General features: G+C 42.5%; 15 protein-coding genes and 1 riboswitch. Of the genes, 8 read left to right on the forward strand and 7 right to left on the reverse strand.

Going from position 1 to position 16,148, the window contains the following annotated elements:
- Positions 1-10: 10 nt before the first annotated feature.
- Genes WBJ10_RS06305 through WBJ10_RS06315 form a run of 3 tightly spaced genes read right to left on the reverse strand, consistent with a single transcriptional unit; the run spans position 11 to position 2,309 of the window.
- Positions 11-649, reverse strand: a complete 639-nt coding sequence (locus tag WBJ10_RS06305; protein ID WP_424288673.1) for a uridine kinase family protein — start codon at positions 647-649, stop codon at positions 11-13.
- A complete protein-coding gene (locus WBJ10_RS06310; RefSeq protein ID WP_424288674.1) occupies positions 642-1,523 on the reverse strand; it encodes a LysM peptidoglycan-binding domain-containing protein in 882 nt (293 codons plus the stop codon). The genes WBJ10_RS06305 and WBJ10_RS06310 overlap by 8 nt, the downstream gene beginning before the upstream one ends.
- Positions 1,524-1,550: 27 nt before the next feature.
- Positions 1,551-2,309 (reverse strand): DUF4905 domain-containing protein, encoded by a 759-nt coding sequence (locus WBJ10_RS06315; RefSeq protein WP_424288675.1) that lies wholly within the window; start codon positions 2,307-2,309, stop codon positions 1,551-1,553.
- Between the two features lie 119 nt (positions 2,310-2,428).
- Between WBJ10_RS06315 and WBJ10_RS06320 the strand changes: the two genes are divergently transcribed.
- Complete coding sequence (locus WBJ10_RS06320) at positions 2,429-2,908, forward strand: Dps family protein (protein ID WP_424288676.1); 480 nt, start codon at positions 2,429-2,431, stop codon at positions 2,906-2,908.
- Positions 2,909-3,060: 152 nt separating this feature from the next.
- Here WBJ10_RS06320 and WBJ10_RS06325 read toward each other — a convergent pair whose 3' ends face one another.
- Together WBJ10_RS06325 and WBJ10_RS06330 are read right to left on the reverse strand one after the other, a co-directional pair.
- Positions 3,061-4,548 carry an OmpP1/FadL family transporter gene (locus tag WBJ10_RS06325; RefSeq protein ID WP_424288677.1) on the reverse strand — a complete coding sequence of 496 codons (1,488 nt, stop codon included), beginning with the start codon at positions 4,546-4,548 and terminating at the stop codon, positions 3,061-3,063.
- 17 nt (positions 4,549-4,565) lie between these two features.
- Positions 4,566-5,501, reverse strand: coding sequence for a hypothetical protein (locus WBJ10_RS06330; protein ID WP_424288678.1), 936 nt, complete (start codon positions 5,499-5,501; stop codon positions 4,566-4,568).
- 157 nt (positions 5,502-5,658) lie between these two features.
- Between WBJ10_RS06330 and proS the strand changes: the two genes are divergently transcribed.
- The 5 genes from proS (at position 5,659) to WBJ10_RS06355 (ending at position 10,946) form a co-directional block, all read left to right on the forward strand.
- A complete protein-coding gene (proS, locus tag WBJ10_RS06335; RefSeq protein ID WP_424288679.1) occupies positions 5,659-7,131 on the forward strand; it encodes a proline--tRNA ligase in 1,473 nt (490 codons plus the stop codon).
- Positions 7,132-7,214: 83 nt separating this feature from the next.
- Positions 7,215-7,928 (forward strand): hypothetical protein, encoded by a 714-nt coding sequence (locus WBJ10_RS06340; protein WP_424288680.1) that lies wholly within the window; start codon positions 7,215-7,217, stop codon positions 7,926-7,928.
- Positions 7,929-8,059: 131 nt separating this feature from the next.
- Positions 8,060-9,202 (forward strand): cystathionine gamma-synthase, encoded by a 1,143-nt coding sequence (locus tag WBJ10_RS06345; RefSeq protein ID WP_424288681.1) that lies wholly within the window; start codon positions 8,060-8,062, stop codon positions 9,200-9,202.
- Positions 9,203-9,216: 14 nt separating this feature from the next.
- Complete coding sequence (locus tag WBJ10_RS06350; protein WP_424288682.1) at positions 9,217-10,146, forward strand: TIGR02757 family protein; 930 nt, start codon at positions 9,217-9,219, stop codon at positions 10,144-10,146.
- On the forward strand, positions 10,143-10,946 hold the full coding sequence (locus WBJ10_RS06355) for a phosphatase PAP2 family protein (protein ID WP_424288683.1): 804 nt from the start codon (positions 10,143-10,145) through the stop codon (positions 10,944-10,946). Before WBJ10_RS06350 ends, WBJ10_RS06355 begins: the two co-directional genes overlap by 4 nt.
- Before the next feature lie 97 nt (positions 10,947-11,043).
- Here WBJ10_RS06355 and WBJ10_RS06360 read toward each other — a convergent pair whose 3' ends face one another.
- On the reverse strand, positions 11,044-12,183 hold the full coding sequence (locus WBJ10_RS06360) for an AI-2E family transporter (protein ID WP_424288684.1): 1,140 nt from the start codon (positions 12,181-12,183) through the stop codon (positions 11,044-11,046).
- A gap of 168 nt (positions 12,184-12,351) precedes the next feature.
- Positions 12,352-12,550, forward strand: a riboswitch (cobalamin riboswitch).
- Between the two features lie 102 nt (positions 12,551-12,652).
- On the opposite strand from WBJ10_RS06360, the gene WBJ10_RS06365 reads away from it, so the two are divergent.
- Together WBJ10_RS06365 and WBJ10_RS06370 are read left to right on the forward strand one after the other, a co-directional pair.
- On the forward strand, positions 12,653-14,551 hold the full coding sequence (locus tag WBJ10_RS06365) for a TonB-dependent receptor plug domain-containing protein (protein ID WP_424288685.1): 1,899 nt from the start codon (positions 12,653-12,655) through the stop codon (positions 14,549-14,551).
- Between the two features lie 298 nt (positions 14,552-14,849).
- Positions 14,850-15,539, forward strand: a complete 690-nt coding sequence (locus WBJ10_RS06370; protein ID WP_424288686.1) for an SIR2 family NAD-dependent protein deacylase — start codon at positions 14,850-14,852, stop codon at positions 15,537-15,539.
- Between the two features lie 49 nt (positions 15,540-15,588).
- Here the strand turns inward: WBJ10_RS06370 and WBJ10_RS06375 are convergent, their stop codons facing one another.
- Positions 15,589-16,119, reverse strand: a complete 531-nt coding sequence (locus WBJ10_RS06375) for a DUF6580 family putative transport protein (protein ID WP_424288687.1) — start codon at positions 16,117-16,119, stop codon at positions 15,589-15,591.
- Between the last annotated feature and the right edge of the window lie 29 nt (positions 16,120-16,148).

The following is a 16,148-nucleotide window of genomic DNA, read 5'->3' on the forward strand; positions in this document are numbered from 1 at the left end:
GTACGTGAGGTTACCCTAAAACCGTCGCCCTCAATCTCTCCGAAATCTCATCTGTGATCGTGATAATATCCTCAGCTACATGGGTATTATTCGTTATCACCTGATCACATCCATCCTTATAAGGCAGAAGATAGGTTTTATAGGCAGGTACCACGTGATTATTCCACTTATATAAAACGGCATCCTCGGGATAACCTCTTTCAATTAAATCACGTCTTAATCGGCGTTGAAGAGCAATTTCTTCCTCGGTGTCTATGAAAATCTTAAGATCTAAAAGCTGGGCAATCTTTTCGAAGTGAAGAATAAATAAGCCTTCTACAATGACTATTGGAGCAGGTTTAATCTCCAGAAGCCTTGGTTCAGCATTTGGATTATTGAAGGTGTACTCTTTCTGAAGAACAGTTTCACCATTTATGAGCTTGCTTATGTCGCTCATAAAAAGGTCGTTGTCGATGGTACAGGGCTCGTCAAAATTATAAAGCTTATTTTCTTCTGCCGTCATATTATGAGCAACCCGGAAATAATAGTCATCCTGGGAAACCAGACACACTTCACTGTCTTTAAAATGATTGAGAAAACATTTCAGAAAAAAGGTCTTTCCTGATCCACTTCCGCCAGCAATACCAATTACAAATGGCTTTTTATTCATGAGGTACTCCGTATACTATCGTTGCCTGAAATCTTTTGTCCAGCGCATCTACAAGATTCGCGGCCGCTTTGGTAATTACAATGATAGCATCTTTTGTAGATTCATTCTGAGTAAATTTACCAACAACCTTAACAAAGGTGCTTTTCCCAGACATGGGATTGGTGACCTTTACCACTGTACCTATTGGAGCAGTCATATGTAGGGCCAGCATCTTCGAACCATCCAGATTTTCGTCAGTTATCCAGATAGCAACTCCGCGTTCATCAACCTCTCTTAAGCCATATCTTGCTGGCGGCAGTTTTAAACGATCCACTGCATTTAAGCTACTATCAATCTCTGTGGAAGATCTCCTGGTTTCCACCCTGGGGGAATCGAGTCGTACGGGCGGAGGAACGCTCACAGCGTTTGTGGATCCGTAAGGAACCTTGATAATCTGGCCAACAGCGAGATTATTGCTTGTTAAATTATTCAGTGTCTTTATGTCTTCAACAGTGGTGTTGAATTTTCTGGCGATAGCAATCAGATATTCCCGGGGGCCTACTTTGTAATCTATTACCGCTGTTTTTGAAGGCTGAGCGGTCTCTTTCCTTTCGGGTGCCTTCTGAACCGGAGCGGCTGCAAAAGAACGGTCTGTCGGTACCCTCAGTATAGTTCCAATCTGTAGTGTACGGTTGCTGTTGAACTGGATAATAGATTGGGGGGTGACATTATATTTACGACCGATGGAATAGTAAGTTTCTTTGGCTTCAACCTTATGAACTATTGTCTTTTTCCCGTTTAAGTTCTCTACACTGATTGAATCTATTTTTATTGCGGCATTTGCTGTGCAAAAGAATATTGCAAAACAAAGTGATAAAACTAGTCTTGTTAGCATTTAATGAAATTTGTTAAAAGTTTGCAATTATACTAAATAAGTAACCATTTCTTCCTTTTGCCTGATATAGAAGAGATGGTTTTGCTGGATAAAGAACGCTTCCGGCTGCAATTTTTGTATACCCGAAATTAATATATCGTCTATAAGCACCTTATCATCCTGATAGACAACTAATCTTTGTTTAAAAAACTCTCCATCCCGTTCATGAAAACTTAGGAAAACCTTGCCTGAGTGCGTTAAAACCACTAATTCACCGACTAAAAACCCATGTTCAATAAATGATGGTATAACGAAGAAAGGATCAGTTTCTGGAAAAAAAAGATTCTCAACTGCTTCATGAAGGAGGGGGGCAGTTATTATTTCCCCGCTGATGTGGTCAACCCAAAAGTATTTTCTGGGCTGAAATCTCGAATCATATACCTGGAGCCCAGCTTCCCCAACCTGATTTAGGGAGATATTGAATTTTTGCCAGCGTATGCTGCCGTCTAATGTATGGATTGATATTACTCCCTTATTCTCCGGTGTTTCCGAATGTTCCCGGGCGGATAGAATCAGGTTTCGTTCGCCCGCAAAAGCGAGGCTTAGATTCCACTTCTCATCATATGTCTGGTCCTTGAAATAAGTTTCTCCAGTTTTAAAGTTAAATGCGCTGAAAGAAACCTGTTTAAGTTCCGTATTCCGGGTTTCAATACCTAAAACCCCGGATTGATGTACCTGCACTTTCCATATCAGGCCAGAAAACCTCTCTGATAAACACGGTTTGGTTAAGTTTACTCTTGCAGCCATGGTCGGCAAAAATACACCAATTGAAACTTTTGAACGACTTTCATGTTCTAAAATCAGAATTATTCCGTGAAGAAATTTGTACGCAATTTTCGAAAATTATATTAACTAAAGTAAATAACATGAATGCAAAAGAAATTAGCCTGGAAGAAAAAGAAGTTAAACCTATTGTTGACCAGTTGAATGACCTATTGGCCAATTATCATATTCACTACCAAAAGCTTCGTGGTTGTCATTGGAATATAAAAGGACCGCACTTTTTCACTCTTCATGTTAAATTTGAAGAACTTTATAACAATGCGCAGCAGACAATAGACGAACTAGCAGAGCGTATCCTGACCCTTGGAAAATCACCTTACAGTACGTTTACTGATTATATTAAGGTTTCTAAGCTGAAAGAGGTTGACACCATTGGAATGAAAGACAATGATATGGTACTTGCAGTCCTCGACGATTTCAGTAACCTTATTGAACTGGAAAGAGAAATAATGACCACCACTTCCGACGCAGGAGATGACGGTACCAACGACCTGATCAACAAGTTTATGCAGTTTAAGGAAAAGAATACCTGGATGCTGAGATCGTTTGCGGGGAAAAATTAGAAAGGGATTGATTTAAAAAAAAAACCGCCTCAGTATGGGGGCGGTTACAGCGGCTTGGGCCGCGTGTCATTGAGTAGATCCCCGATCAAGTCGGGGAAGAGCCCGCAAAGCGCCTTCCCCTTTCAGTTTTCAGTTTTCCACCTCTCAACTCCCTAAAACCGCGAACCTACTGTTAAGAAAACATTATTCCTTGAATTCTTTAAGGAAGCAACCGGCCCGGTTCCATTATTAAGTGTGTATGGTGTAACGCTGGAATTGTATCCCACATTTTGATAAGTTAAGTCAACGTAATAATTATTAATCCGGTAACCCACGCCCCCGCTATAGGTATTTATATTCAAATCAGTGTCAGAAAGGTTTTTATATGGATTCCCCTGAACACCGTATCCTCCGCGAATCATGAAGCTTTCAATCTTATACTCAGCACCTATACGATAATTAACAGCACTCTTAAAATTATCCAGTACTGCCCGGTTATTATCCATGGTCACCTTATCAGTGGAATTTGTCGCGGGAGAAAAATTGATGCTTGAATAGTCGACAAAATCAACATCGGCAGAGATAAAACCCTGGGTTCCGAAGAAATAGCTAATGCCACCGCTTAATTTGGTTGGGGTCCGCAGCTTGTAGCTATAATCATAGATTTCCTCTTCATTAGTATAGTCAGTTGCACCATCTACATTTTTGGCGTAGCGGGTATCAAGCTTTTCGCCATAGGTGTCGTCAATGGTATACCAGGTAGGGCTCTGGAAGGTAGCTCCCAGTCGGATATTAGGTGTAGGGCGAAATATTGCACCTATTTTCCCATTGATTCCTGAGCCGGTAGTTACTTGCCGCTGCTGGTAAGTCAGGACATAATCGCTTCCTTCAGTTACATTATATCCATCCTCTGTGAAGTCAGTATATGAATTATAGTTTATGCTCGCAAGGCCAAAACTCGCACCGATATAAAACTTATTGCCATAATTCGCTCCGAAGGCGAAATTTAACTCAGACTGCGAGCCAGTCCGGTCAGTAGTATTTTCCTGAAGGCTGTTTACATCCGTTTCAGGGAAATAGTAGCCAGCAGCATCATAACCTATCAGATAATTATCATAAGCCATCCGTTCGAGCGTACCTGCGGGCAGGGTAGAAGGAGCACCATAATTATCTGTAGCAATTTCAGAATAGTAGTCTGCTATAGAATTCGCACCATTGGTGCCTGAAAAGATGACGTTATTGCCATAACCTTTAGTTCGGTTATATCCCAAACCAAAATTGACACTTATCCAGCCTTCATCAAGAGGGGCACCCTTTGGCTTTGTAAGCGTAGAATTCCAGACAACCGCTGCATGTGCAAGGCTCATCTGATCTTTTCTACCCAGGCTCCGGTCTTCCAAATATTGGGCATCAGAACTAAAACTTGAGAACTCAGGAGTTATACTGAATTCGGAACGGGTAAATAAACCCAGCCCAGCTGGATTACTTCCTACAGAGCTAAGATCACCGCCCACACCAGTCAGAGCCCCTACAGCCTGAAATCTTGCCGTACTTCCGTAAGGCGTTTGAGAAAAGCGCAGGGCATCGCCTGAATATTGCGCATATGTTTGTCCTGTAGCAGCCACTATGGCCCCTACGGTTAATAGTATTCTGAAATTCATAAAGATGTTTCCTGGTCTTAATTTCCCCTTGAAGGACGTGAGCCACTTCCACTGCTGCTTTCACCGCTGCTTCTACCACCGCCGGTATTGTTAGATGGAGGAGCAGAATTTACTCTTTCAGGCTGAGAAACTCTCTGAGGCTGCTGACTAACTCTTTCCGGCCTTGGTGAAGTTGCTGCCGGCCTGGTCGAAGACGGAGTAGTAGATGTTCTGCCATCATATCTTTCTGCACGGGTTCCGCGTGATTGAATGGCATCTCCAGTATTACCATTTCTGATAACACCACGGGAATCTCTTGGATTCACAGCACCCGGATCAACTGGAAATGCGTCGGAGCCCCTTGTAGGCCTTGCACGATAATTCGGCGATACATACTCCGGACGGCCAACAGCGTATCCGCCTCCGTAAAAACCGTTGCCATATAGCCCGCGTCCAAATCCCATTCCGTAGGGATTGTAATAGGAGTATGGCCCCATGAAATTACTTCCGTAATTGTATCCATAGAATCTCCAGGGATTGTAATTGTAGAAACCGTTATTAAAGCCTATGTTCACACTCAAACCCGGACCTCCATATAAACCGAATGGGCTGTAAAAATCATCATAATAGCTCCCGTACATATTTCCATAGCCAAATCTATTTCCGTATCCATTCATATACATGTCATTGTAATACCCTCTCCAAGGCGCGTAGTTCCGGAACCGGTGGATCCTGGAAGCATAATCCCCGGAATATACATCTCCGTACAGTTCTTGTTCAGATACATACTCATCATCCCGGATTACTTCTTTCTTAACCTGGGCAATAACGACTACTTCTTCTCTCGCTCTCGCTTCAGAATAGTATACATCATCGTTCTGATCAACCTGCTGAGCAGTTTGATTACTTGTTGCGCATGAGCCCATTACCAAAAGTGAGGAAATTGACCACAGATATATAAGTTTGGATTTCATAACAGTGCTATTAGGATGTCTAATCAACGATTATATTTAAGACGATAGTATTCATTATTTGGTTGCATTTCAAAACTATAATACCTCATCTAGTTTTATAACTTTGCTGGCTAACATTATAATTAATAAATATACGTAATCTATTCCATTTCAAGTTATGAGCAAGGGTTTAACAAGCAGAGAAGACGATTATTCACAGTGGTATAATGAACTTGTTACAAAAGCAGATATGGCCGAGCACTCTGCTGTTCGTGGCTGCATGGTAATAAAGCCTTATGGATATGCGATTTGGGAAAATATGCAGGCGGCGCTCGATAAGATGTTTAAAGACACAGGGCATAGTAATGCTTACTTCCCCTTATTTATACCCAAATCTTTCTTCTCCAAAGAAGCTTCTCATGTAGAAGGTTTTGCTACAGAATGCGCGGTAGTAACCCACTATCGTTTAAAGAACGATGGCAATGGCAATATTATCGTGGACGAGGACGCAAAACTAGAGGAAGAACTTATCGTAAGGCCCACTTCTGAGACTATTATCTGGAATACATATAAAGGTTGGATACAGTCATACCGCGATCTACCCATCCTGGTAAATCAATGGGCTAACGTAGTACGCTGGGAAATGAGGACCAGGCTTTTCTTAAGAACAGCTGAATTTTTATGGCAGGAAGGCCACACGGCCCATGCTACATCGCAGGAAGCGATTGAGGAAACCGAGCGTATGCTTGATGTCTACGCCGATTTTGCCGAGAACTGGATGGCTTTACCCGTTATTAGAGGTAAAAAAACCGCCAACGAACGCTTTGCCGGAGCTTTAGATACCTATTGCATTGAAGCTTTGATGCAGGATGGAAAAGCATTACAGGCAGGCACAAGCCACTTCCTTGGACAAAATTTCGCGAAAGCATTTGATGTCAAGTTTACGAGCAAGGAAGGTAAACTTGATCATGTTTGGGCTACCTCATGGGGCGTTTCAACGCGTCTTATCGGAGCTTTGATCATGGCCCATTCAGACGACTCCGGGCTGGTGCTTCCACCGAAGCTTGCGTCAATCCAGGTGGTGATTGTTCCTATCTATCGCTCAGATGAAGAACTGGAAAAGATCTCTCTGCTTGCAAAGGAAATATCAGCTGAACTCAAAAGCAAGAATATCTCTGTCAAGTTTGACGACCGTGACACCTTGCGTCCTGGATTTAAGTTTGCAGAATACGAGCTTAAGGGTGTTCCTGTGAGATTGGCTATAGGGGGCAGGGACCTTGAGAACGGTACCATCGAAATCGCGAGACGTGATACCAAGGAAAAGCAGACCATTTCAAGAGAAGGATTAATAGCTCACATAGAAACTCTACTTGTTGACATACAGCAAAACATGTTTAACAAAGCTTTAAAGTTCCGTGAAGAAAACACTCGTGAAGTGAATTCATATGAGGAGTTTAAAACAGTTTTAGATGAGAAAGCAGGATTCGTTTCAGCTCATTGGGACGGAAGCCCGGAAACTGAAAAACAGATTAAAGATGAAACGAAGGCTACTATAAGGTGTATTCCTTTAAATAATAAGCAGGAGGAAGGGGTATGTATGGTTACCGGAAAACCTTCTATACAGCGGGTTTTATTCGCTAGAGCTTATTAGTGATTAGTGTTAGTGATTCTTAATTTTTAATCCTTATTTCGTAATTTATCTCTACGTCCAACCAAACATTTAATCCAATTACCGTGGCAGACCTTACCCCATATGACCATATCCTAAAGCTCCTGGAACAGAAAGCTTGCTTGAAACAAGATATTTTCAGAACAACACATTCGGTATTTGAGAGATTTAAAGCTCAGCTGAAAGAAATCGGTGACAAAATGCACACCGATTTTAAGGATAAAGATCCGGATGTCGAGATCCAATATTCCGAGAAAGGTGATTTTGAAGCACAGCTGAAGTTTTCAGGCGATGTACTGGTAATATCCATGCACAGTAACGTGTTTAGCTTTCCTCCGGAACATGCTGTAAATCAGCTGAAGTACGTCAAAGATGAGCCAACCAGAAAATATTGCGGGGTAATACACATCCATAATTTTTTAGCTGACTCGCTGAAATACAATCGCACTTCTGACGTGGGTTATTTGCTTGGGCGCATCTTCATCAATTACGAGGAACATTTCTTTGTCGAGGGACAAAGCCAGCTTGGCTTCTTGTTTAATTCATTTGGAAAGGGAAAAATCAAACCGGCCCAAATTGTTGAGATCCTGGAACTGGCTATTATATATTGTATGGATTTTGACCTGCTTACGCCGCCTTTTGAAACAGTTAGACAGATTTCCCTGCAAGAGAAGCAATTTATGGGAGCTAATTCGGGTTATCCTACGGGAAAAAGAATGGGGTATAAGTTTAGGACGGAGTTAGATACGGGGGTTGTGGTTAGTAGTGAGAAGAGTTGAAAAAAGGGTGATAGGTGATAGGTGATAGGTGAAAGTTGAAATTGGAGAATTGGCAGTTGACGGTTAAGAGGATTCGGTAATTGGTAGGGATATTAAAAGGAGTATAGTAGATACATTCAAAAAGTATAAAAATGAAATTCGGGACTAAAGCAATACACGCGGGCCAGGAGCCTGATCCAACAACAGGGGCTATTATGACTCCTATTTATCAGACGTCTACTTACTGGCAGAAGTCGCCTGGGGATAATAAGGGTTATGAATATTCGCGGGGTACTAACCCAACGCGGAAGGCTTTGGAGTCGTGTTTGGCAGCTTTGGAAAATGCAAAGCATGCTTTGGCTTTCTCAAGCGGCATGGGCGCGACTGATGCTGTGATGAAATTGCTGAGCCCTGGCGATGAGGTTATTACTGGTAACGATCTATATGGCGGTTCATATCGCATATTCACAAAGATTTTTGCCAATTACGGGGTGAAGTTTCATTTTATTGACATGACCCGGGCAGAGAATGTGAAGGAATATATCAATGCAAACACCAAACTAATCTGGATTGAGACTCCAACCAATCCTACTATGCAGATTGTAGACATCGCGGCAGTGGCTGATATCGCGAAAGCGAAAGATTTACTGCTTGCCGTTGATAATACGTTTGCTTCGCCTTATCTACAGAATCCAATGGATCTTGGTGCAGATATCGTTATGCACTCAGTTACCAAATATCTTGGCGGCCACTCGGATGTGGTAATGGGTGCCTTAATGCTTAATGACGATGAGCTTTATAAACGACTTTGGTTCATTTACAATGCATGTGGCGCTACTCCGGGGCCAATGGACAGTTTTCTGGTTTTGCGTGGTTTGAAAACCCTTCATCTGCGCATGAAAGCTCATTGCGAAAACGGAAGGCAAATTGCTGAGTTTCTTAAGGATCATCCGAAAGTAGATAAGATATACTGGCCGGGTTTTACTGACCACCCTAATCATGATATCGCGAAGAAGCAGATGCGTGATTTTGGCGGGATGATTTCTATCACACTGAAAGGTGCCGATCTCAAAGAAACTTATCGGGTTGCTTCATCCTTTAAAGTATTTGCCCTTGCGGAATCGCTCGGTGGTGTCGAGTCATTGATCAATCACCCTGTTTCTATGACACATGGGTCGATCCCTAAGGAAGAACGGGAGAAAGTGGGGGTGACGGAAAATTTGCTTAGGTTAAGTGTGGGGGTTGAAGATATTGAGGATCTTTTGGAGGATATTAAACAAGCCTTATCAAATTAGCAAAATAAACAAATTTGGGAATCAGTAAATTAGCAAACGAAGTAATACTCCAATCTAATACTTCTTTCCAGGATCTGAAGGATTTTCTGGACCTGAAGGTTGATCTCTATAACCGCCCGGGCTTTATTGAAAACGATCCGATTTGTATTCCGCATAGGTTCACTCGTAAACAGGATATAGAGATCATGGGGTTTTGGTCGGCAATGCTGGCCTGGGGACAAAGAAAAACCATCATAAACAAATGCACGGAACTCATCCGCCTGATGGATAGTGCTCCTTATGATTTTATTATCAATCATGAGGATTCAGATCTGAAACGTCTCCTGGGGTTTAAACATCGTACGTTTAACGATACGGACACTTTATATTTTGTTGAGTTTTTCAAACAGCACTATAAAAAATTTGATAGCCTCGAAAATGCCTTTATGCCACTTGCTGATGGAGGCAATACACAAGAGTTTCGGGATAATTTTATAGTCAGTCCACCGGGACATACGACTTCAAATATTCCATCTTCCGCACCTTGTTACGCCGCTGAAATCGGCTCACGCACTGTAGAGAAATCCCTGAATTATTTCAGAGCTTACTTCTTTTCACTACCAGATTTCCCGCGAAGAACCGTCAAACATGTGTCTTCTCCCTTACAGAAATCGACTTGTAAGCGTTTAAATATGTTTTTGCGCTGGATGGTACGTGATGATGATAATGGAGTAGACTTTGGTATCTGGAAGTCGATAAGGCCGGCAGATCTTATTTGTCCGACAGACCTCCATGTAGAACGAGTAGCCCGAAAACTAAAACTAATTACACGTAAACAGGTAGATTGGCAAACGGCACTTGAGCTTACACAAAACCTCCGTCAGTTCGACCCAAGTGACCCAGTAAAATACGATTTCGCATTATTTGGCTTGGGAATTGAAGAACAGTTTCAAAAAACGATATGAAACAAACCATTACTTTTCTACTTGCAGTGCTTATTTCCTGCACTGCATTCGCACAAAATGATTCTCCTTATGAGACTTCGCTTAAAGTTGAAGCCCCGATTATTCTCGGAAGCCTCGGGCTGGGTTATCTTGGGGTTAACATGATTAAAAACAAGGAAGGTTTAACCGCAGCAGAAGCTCTTGCTAAATCATCTGAGGATGTAAATGGCTTCGACCGTTTTAGTGCCGGTAATTTTTCTGAAAAAGCTGATAAAGACAGTTACATACCTTTCTATGCGTCATTCGTTGCTCCGGTTGTTATGCTTTTAAATAAAAATGAAAGCAAAAAGGCAGGACAGATCATGGTTCTTTTTACTGAATCAATGGCAATTACGGGTGCTATGTTTAGTCTGACTGCTGGTGCTGTGCAAAATAGCCGGCCTCTGGTTTATGGCTCAGCTGCCCCTTTAGAGAAACGCATGGATAGCGACTCCCAGCGTTCATTCTATGCTGGTCACACAGCTGCAACTGCAACCGCAACTTTCTTCCTTGCTAAAGTATTCCAGGATTTTAACCCTGATTCAAAAGCAAAGCCTTATGTATGGGCGGCCGCAGCACTTGTTCCGGCTTCTGTTGGATATTTAAGATTACGTGCAGGACAACACTTCCTGAGTGACAATTTAATCGGATATGCCCTGGGAGCGGGTGTTGGTGTTTTGGTACCACACTTACACAAAAAGGGAAGCAAAAATAACTTCAGCCTGAGTCCTTCGATGAATCCAAATTATAAAGGAGCGTCGATGGTATATACACTGAATTAGAAAATTTGAGAATTAGAGAATTAGAAAATTGGGGACGTATTTAACCGATGAAAACGCCCTCCCGATTTGCTAATTCTCAAATTTGCTCATTTGCTAATTATTTTACGGGGGTGATATGATCTTCCTTCTGAATTTCCTCTGTAACCTTCTTACTCTTTTTCCTTAATCGCAGGAATGACATCGGGCTTCTGATTGGCCTTTCATCGCCCAAAAGAACTCCCCAGGGTTTAAATATATCAGACCGGTCGAATATGATTTTCAGCACAGCGATCATTGGCAGAGCCAGGAACATTCCGGAAATACCTGCAAGCGTTCCTCCGATGAATACACCAAGAATGGCAGCAAAGGCATTGATTCTTACTTTCGAGCCTACAATCCTGGGCATTAATATGTTATTGTCCAGAAACTGAACAAATGCTATAACTCCGAGTACTGTAAAAATCGGCCCTATCTCCGGGGAAGAGGTCAGGGTAAGAAGGACACCAATCAGATTTCCAATCAGTGCGCCGACATAAGGTATAAGGTTCAGCACGGCAAATATGGCTCCGATCAGAAGCGCATGTTCGATTCCGATCAGCATCAGTATCCCACCCAAAAGGATGGTGATATAACTGATCTGGATTACCAATCCTATAAGGTAGCTTTTGATGATTACCTCAGTTTCTTTCATCACTTCCTCGACCTTTTTGTGCTGACTTGTTTCAAACCAGATAAATACAAAACGGAGAAGGAGGTTCTTATAGAAAAGGAATAGATAAATGTATATAGGGACTAAACCCATAAATATAAATACAGAACTGACAGAACCGGCTGCACCGCCAGCCATTGAGCCAGCATTTGCAAACATCTTGGCACTCTGCTGCTGTAGAAACTTGACCTGTTCCTGAGTGCTAAAGTCAGTTTTTTGGTTAATCCAATCGCTTAAAGATTTTAAATGAATAGAAACATTTCTTTGTATCGAGGGGAAATCTGCGACCAGCATGCTCACCTGCGCCGAGAAAAACCAGACAATAAGCGCAATGAATATGGCTACCATCAGTATGGGAAGAAAAATAGCCAGGACCTCCGGAACTTTCCACTTGCGTAAGAAACGATAAACTGGAAGCAGCATAATGCTGATGAAAAATGCCATGAGTACTGGCATTATTATACCTTGTCCTAAAACAAGCAGTGCGCCCAGCAGAAAAAGGCCGAGCAGTTCAATGGATCTTCTTACGGTAAGTGGTAAATCTTTCATATATATAATCGTTGAACGCGTAAGGCAATTTTAAGTTTGTCTTAATAGAATATTAGCTTTACCATAAAAAAGCAAGCGGCTATCATCCCTTTCAGGTATTAAATATAACATTCTGCCAGAAATTTGAAGTTGTGTTTCGAACCGGTTTGGAATTAATAATTCTTGTATTAGATTTGCATCACATTTGGTTCCCGATTTCACAATCGGGATTAAAAGGGAACCGGGTTAGAATCCCGGACAGTCCCGCTGCTGTGTTCTCCACAACGGTTATCCAATCTAATGGTCACTTTTTCCGCCCAAGGCGGAGATGGGAAGGCCGGATAAGCCGGGAGTAAGTCAGAAGACCTGCCTGTGCTTAACAATTCATAGCTTTCGGGGATTGAAGCTTGAATGGCATTGGTGTACAACAGGGCCATTTCTGTATTCCTTCATTATCTGTTTGCTGTGGGATAAAAAACCTCACAACAAAATGAAAAAAACAAAATTATTCCTGATGGCAAGCCTGGGGCTTTTACCATCACTATTGCTTCACAGCAATTCAATCGCGCAGGACAGGGGTTCTGAAACTATTGGCGAAGTAGTAGTAACTGCCAGCCGCTCTCCCAAAAAAATCTCAGAAATTGGTAAGGTAGCGCGGGTTATTACGGCCGAAACACTTGCCCGAAGCCAGGGCCGTACGCTTCCGGAAGTATTAAACAACGTGGCAGGGATCACCATCGGCGGCAACGGAAATAATCCGGGGGATGTCAAGTCGGTATACATGCGAGGCGCATCAGCGGCAAATACATTGATTCTAATTGATGGAATCCCCGTCAACGATGCCTCTGAAATTACCGGGGAGTATAACATTTCGGCCATCCCCGTTGATCAGGTGGAGCGGGTTGAGATCCTTAAAGGTGGTAATTCAACTTTATATGGCTCAGATGCAGTTGCCGGTGTCATCAATATCATCACCAAAAAAGGCAGCGGAAAACTTGGAGCTAATCTACTTGCAACTGGCGGCAGTTACGACACCTTTAAACAGATATTGGGCTTGAACGGCCAAATAGGTAGTACTTCTGTAGCAATCAGTGCTTCGAACCTGGATTCAAAAGCCTTCTCAACCGCCGCTCCTGCGAAAGGTGAAACAGATTTCGACAAGGATGGCTTCCATCAAAAGTCGGTTTCACTGAATATAGGCCAGGATTTGAGCAGCAGATTTAGTTTGAGGGGAAACTTTCAGGGCAATAATAATCAGGCTGACCTGGATAATGGCGCTTTCGCGGATGCTAAAGATTATACCTATGACAAAACAGCGATTCTTGCTGGAATCGGAGGGAAGTATTCGTTCAATAAAGGCACATTAGGGTTTAACCTCAGCCAGAATAGCGTTCGTAATACCTATAACAATAGGGGTTCTGTTACGAATAATGGCGGGCAGATTTCCCATTTGGAATCCAATCTGAACATTGCCTTCACTAAGTTTATTGATATTGCAAGCGGTGTGAGTTATCGTTTTTCAAAAACCGATCAGCATAATTCATTCAGCCCTCCTTTATTTGCCGATAATAATATCAAAAGCTTGTTTACTTCTATGTTTTTCCGGTCGAACTCTGGTCTTCAGGCTGAACTGGGGGGGCGTGTAAATGATCATAGCCAATACGGCACTAATTTTACTTACACGATAAACCCTTCCTATCTTATCTCCAACAGGTACAAGCTTTTTGTAAACCTATCGTCGGCTTATAGGGTGCCATCTTTATACCAATTGTTTTCCCAGTATGGAAATCTTACTCTGGAGCCTGAGACCTCAGTATCTTATGAGGCTGGATTTGATTTCAACTTGACGGATAAATTGAATCTTGCATTCTCGTATTTTAAAAGGGACATTGACAATGTTATCGATTTCGGCCAGGTAAGGCCGGGTGTTTTTGGGTATATTAATCAGAACAACCAGAAAGACAATGGATTCGAACTGGAACTGGCTTTTAAGCCTGTTTCGCGCATCGATCTTACGGCATTCTACGCACATGTGAATGGGGAAGTGACTACACCAACAAGCGAGACTTTTAATCTGTTCAGACGTCCCAAAGATTCGTTTGGCCTAAACGCAGGTTTTAATGTGAACCGCGATTTCAGCTTCAACCTGATCTACAAATATACCGGTGATCGTAAAGATCGCTACTTTGACAGTTCTACTTTCAAAACCGTTAACACGGATATGGATTCCTACAATATGGTGGATCTGTACGCGCAATATAAAGCATCCTCCAGACTGAGTTTGTTTACAGATATTAAGAACCTGCTGGATGAGGATTATATTGATTTCAGTGGGTATACTACGAAAGGGTTAAATTTTAATGCGGGGTTTAGGTTGGATTTTAGGTAGTACTTGAAAACTATTTTACCGCAGAGGACGCAGAGTTTTCGCAAAGAGCGCAGATTATTTGCGTGCTACCTTTGAAGCTATTGCGTATGGATGTTCGATAAACATTTCCTAGGCGTTCTGTCATTGCGAGCCATAGCGAAGCAATCTCTTTTACACTTTTCGGAGATTGCTTCGTCGTGCCTCCTCGCACCGACACCCTTTCGTACGTCTGCCGTAAGTCTTTATTCTTTGCTCCTTATTCCTTGTTCCATCCACAATTTTGCCTATTTCACTATTTTCGCATAATACACCCTCCAAAATGAAAAGAAAAGCAGTCATCCTCACCGGCGCAGGCATCTCCGCCGAAAGCGGTTTAAAAACCTTTCGGGATGCAGGAGGCCTTTGGGAAGGACATAATGTATACGACGTGGCAACTCCTGAAGCCTGGCAGCGCAATCCGGAACTGGTTCAGCAATTCTATAATGAGCGTCGTAAATCTGTACGGGATGCGCAGCCGAATGAGGGCCACCGTGCTCTAGTAAAGCTGGAGGAAAAGTTTGATGTTACGATAATCACACAGAATATCGACGACCTTCATGAGCGTGCGGGTTCTTCAAATATCCTGCATCTGCATGGAATCATTACCAGGTCGCAATCCAGCATCAATCCGGAACTGACTTACGAAATCCCAGGATGGGAAATAGAAATGGGACAGCTTTGTGAATTGGGTACCCAGCTACGGCCCCATGTGGTGTGGTTCGGTGAAACTGTACCGATGATCGAAAAGGCAGTAGAGATCTGCATGCAAGCCGATGTGTTTATTGTGATAGGTACATCTCTGCAGGTTTATCCCGCGGCGGGGCTGATCGATATGGTTCCCCACAATGCTTCAAAATTCATCGTCGACCTCAATGACTCGACTGTTTCCCGTGATGTAGTGAGGATAAATGAACCGGCCTCGGTAGGAGTTCCCAAATTGGTTGAGCAGCTACTTAAATCTCAGGCATAAAAAAGCCCGTCGCCATTTAAAGGGACGGGCTTTTACAATTATCTTTTAATTATACTTTGGCAAGAACCGGAAAACGTTTTCCCAGAAGATAGAAACTTCCAAACATTACCGCTGAGTAAACCAGATTAGCGATAAGCATATTCCTGAAGAATGGCAAAGCAGCCGTATATGATGCTAAAACTCCTTCAATATTACGCGGGTACATGGTAACCGGATAAAAGAATGAGAAATTGGTGATCAGAAAAAATACAGATGCACTGATAAACGAAGCCAGTATTACATTCATCGTATTTACCTTGTTTCTTATTAAGAACCCGCAGGCAACCATTGCGATAAATCCTGTGTAAACGAGTAAACTAAAACCATTGTTGAGGAACAAAAGGTCTGAAAGTGCCATCGCTGCTAAAGGCATGATGAATGCAAGGCGTTTGTCGCTGAACTGAGCACCAGCAAAAATGGCTAAAGCACCAACCGCTGTGAAATTCCATGTATGATCAATCACCAGTGGGAGGGCGCGGCTGAGCGCCGCAAGAATAACTATCAGAGTTAAAACAATAAAACGTGTTGAGTCGATTTTCATAGTCCAAAAATAGGAAAATTATTAATTCT

Source organism: Daejeonella sp. (genome assembly GCF_049655485.1).
In the GTDB taxonomy this organism is placed as follows: Bacteria; Bacteroidota; Bacteroidia; order Sphingobacteriales; family Sphingobacteriaceae; genus Daejeonella.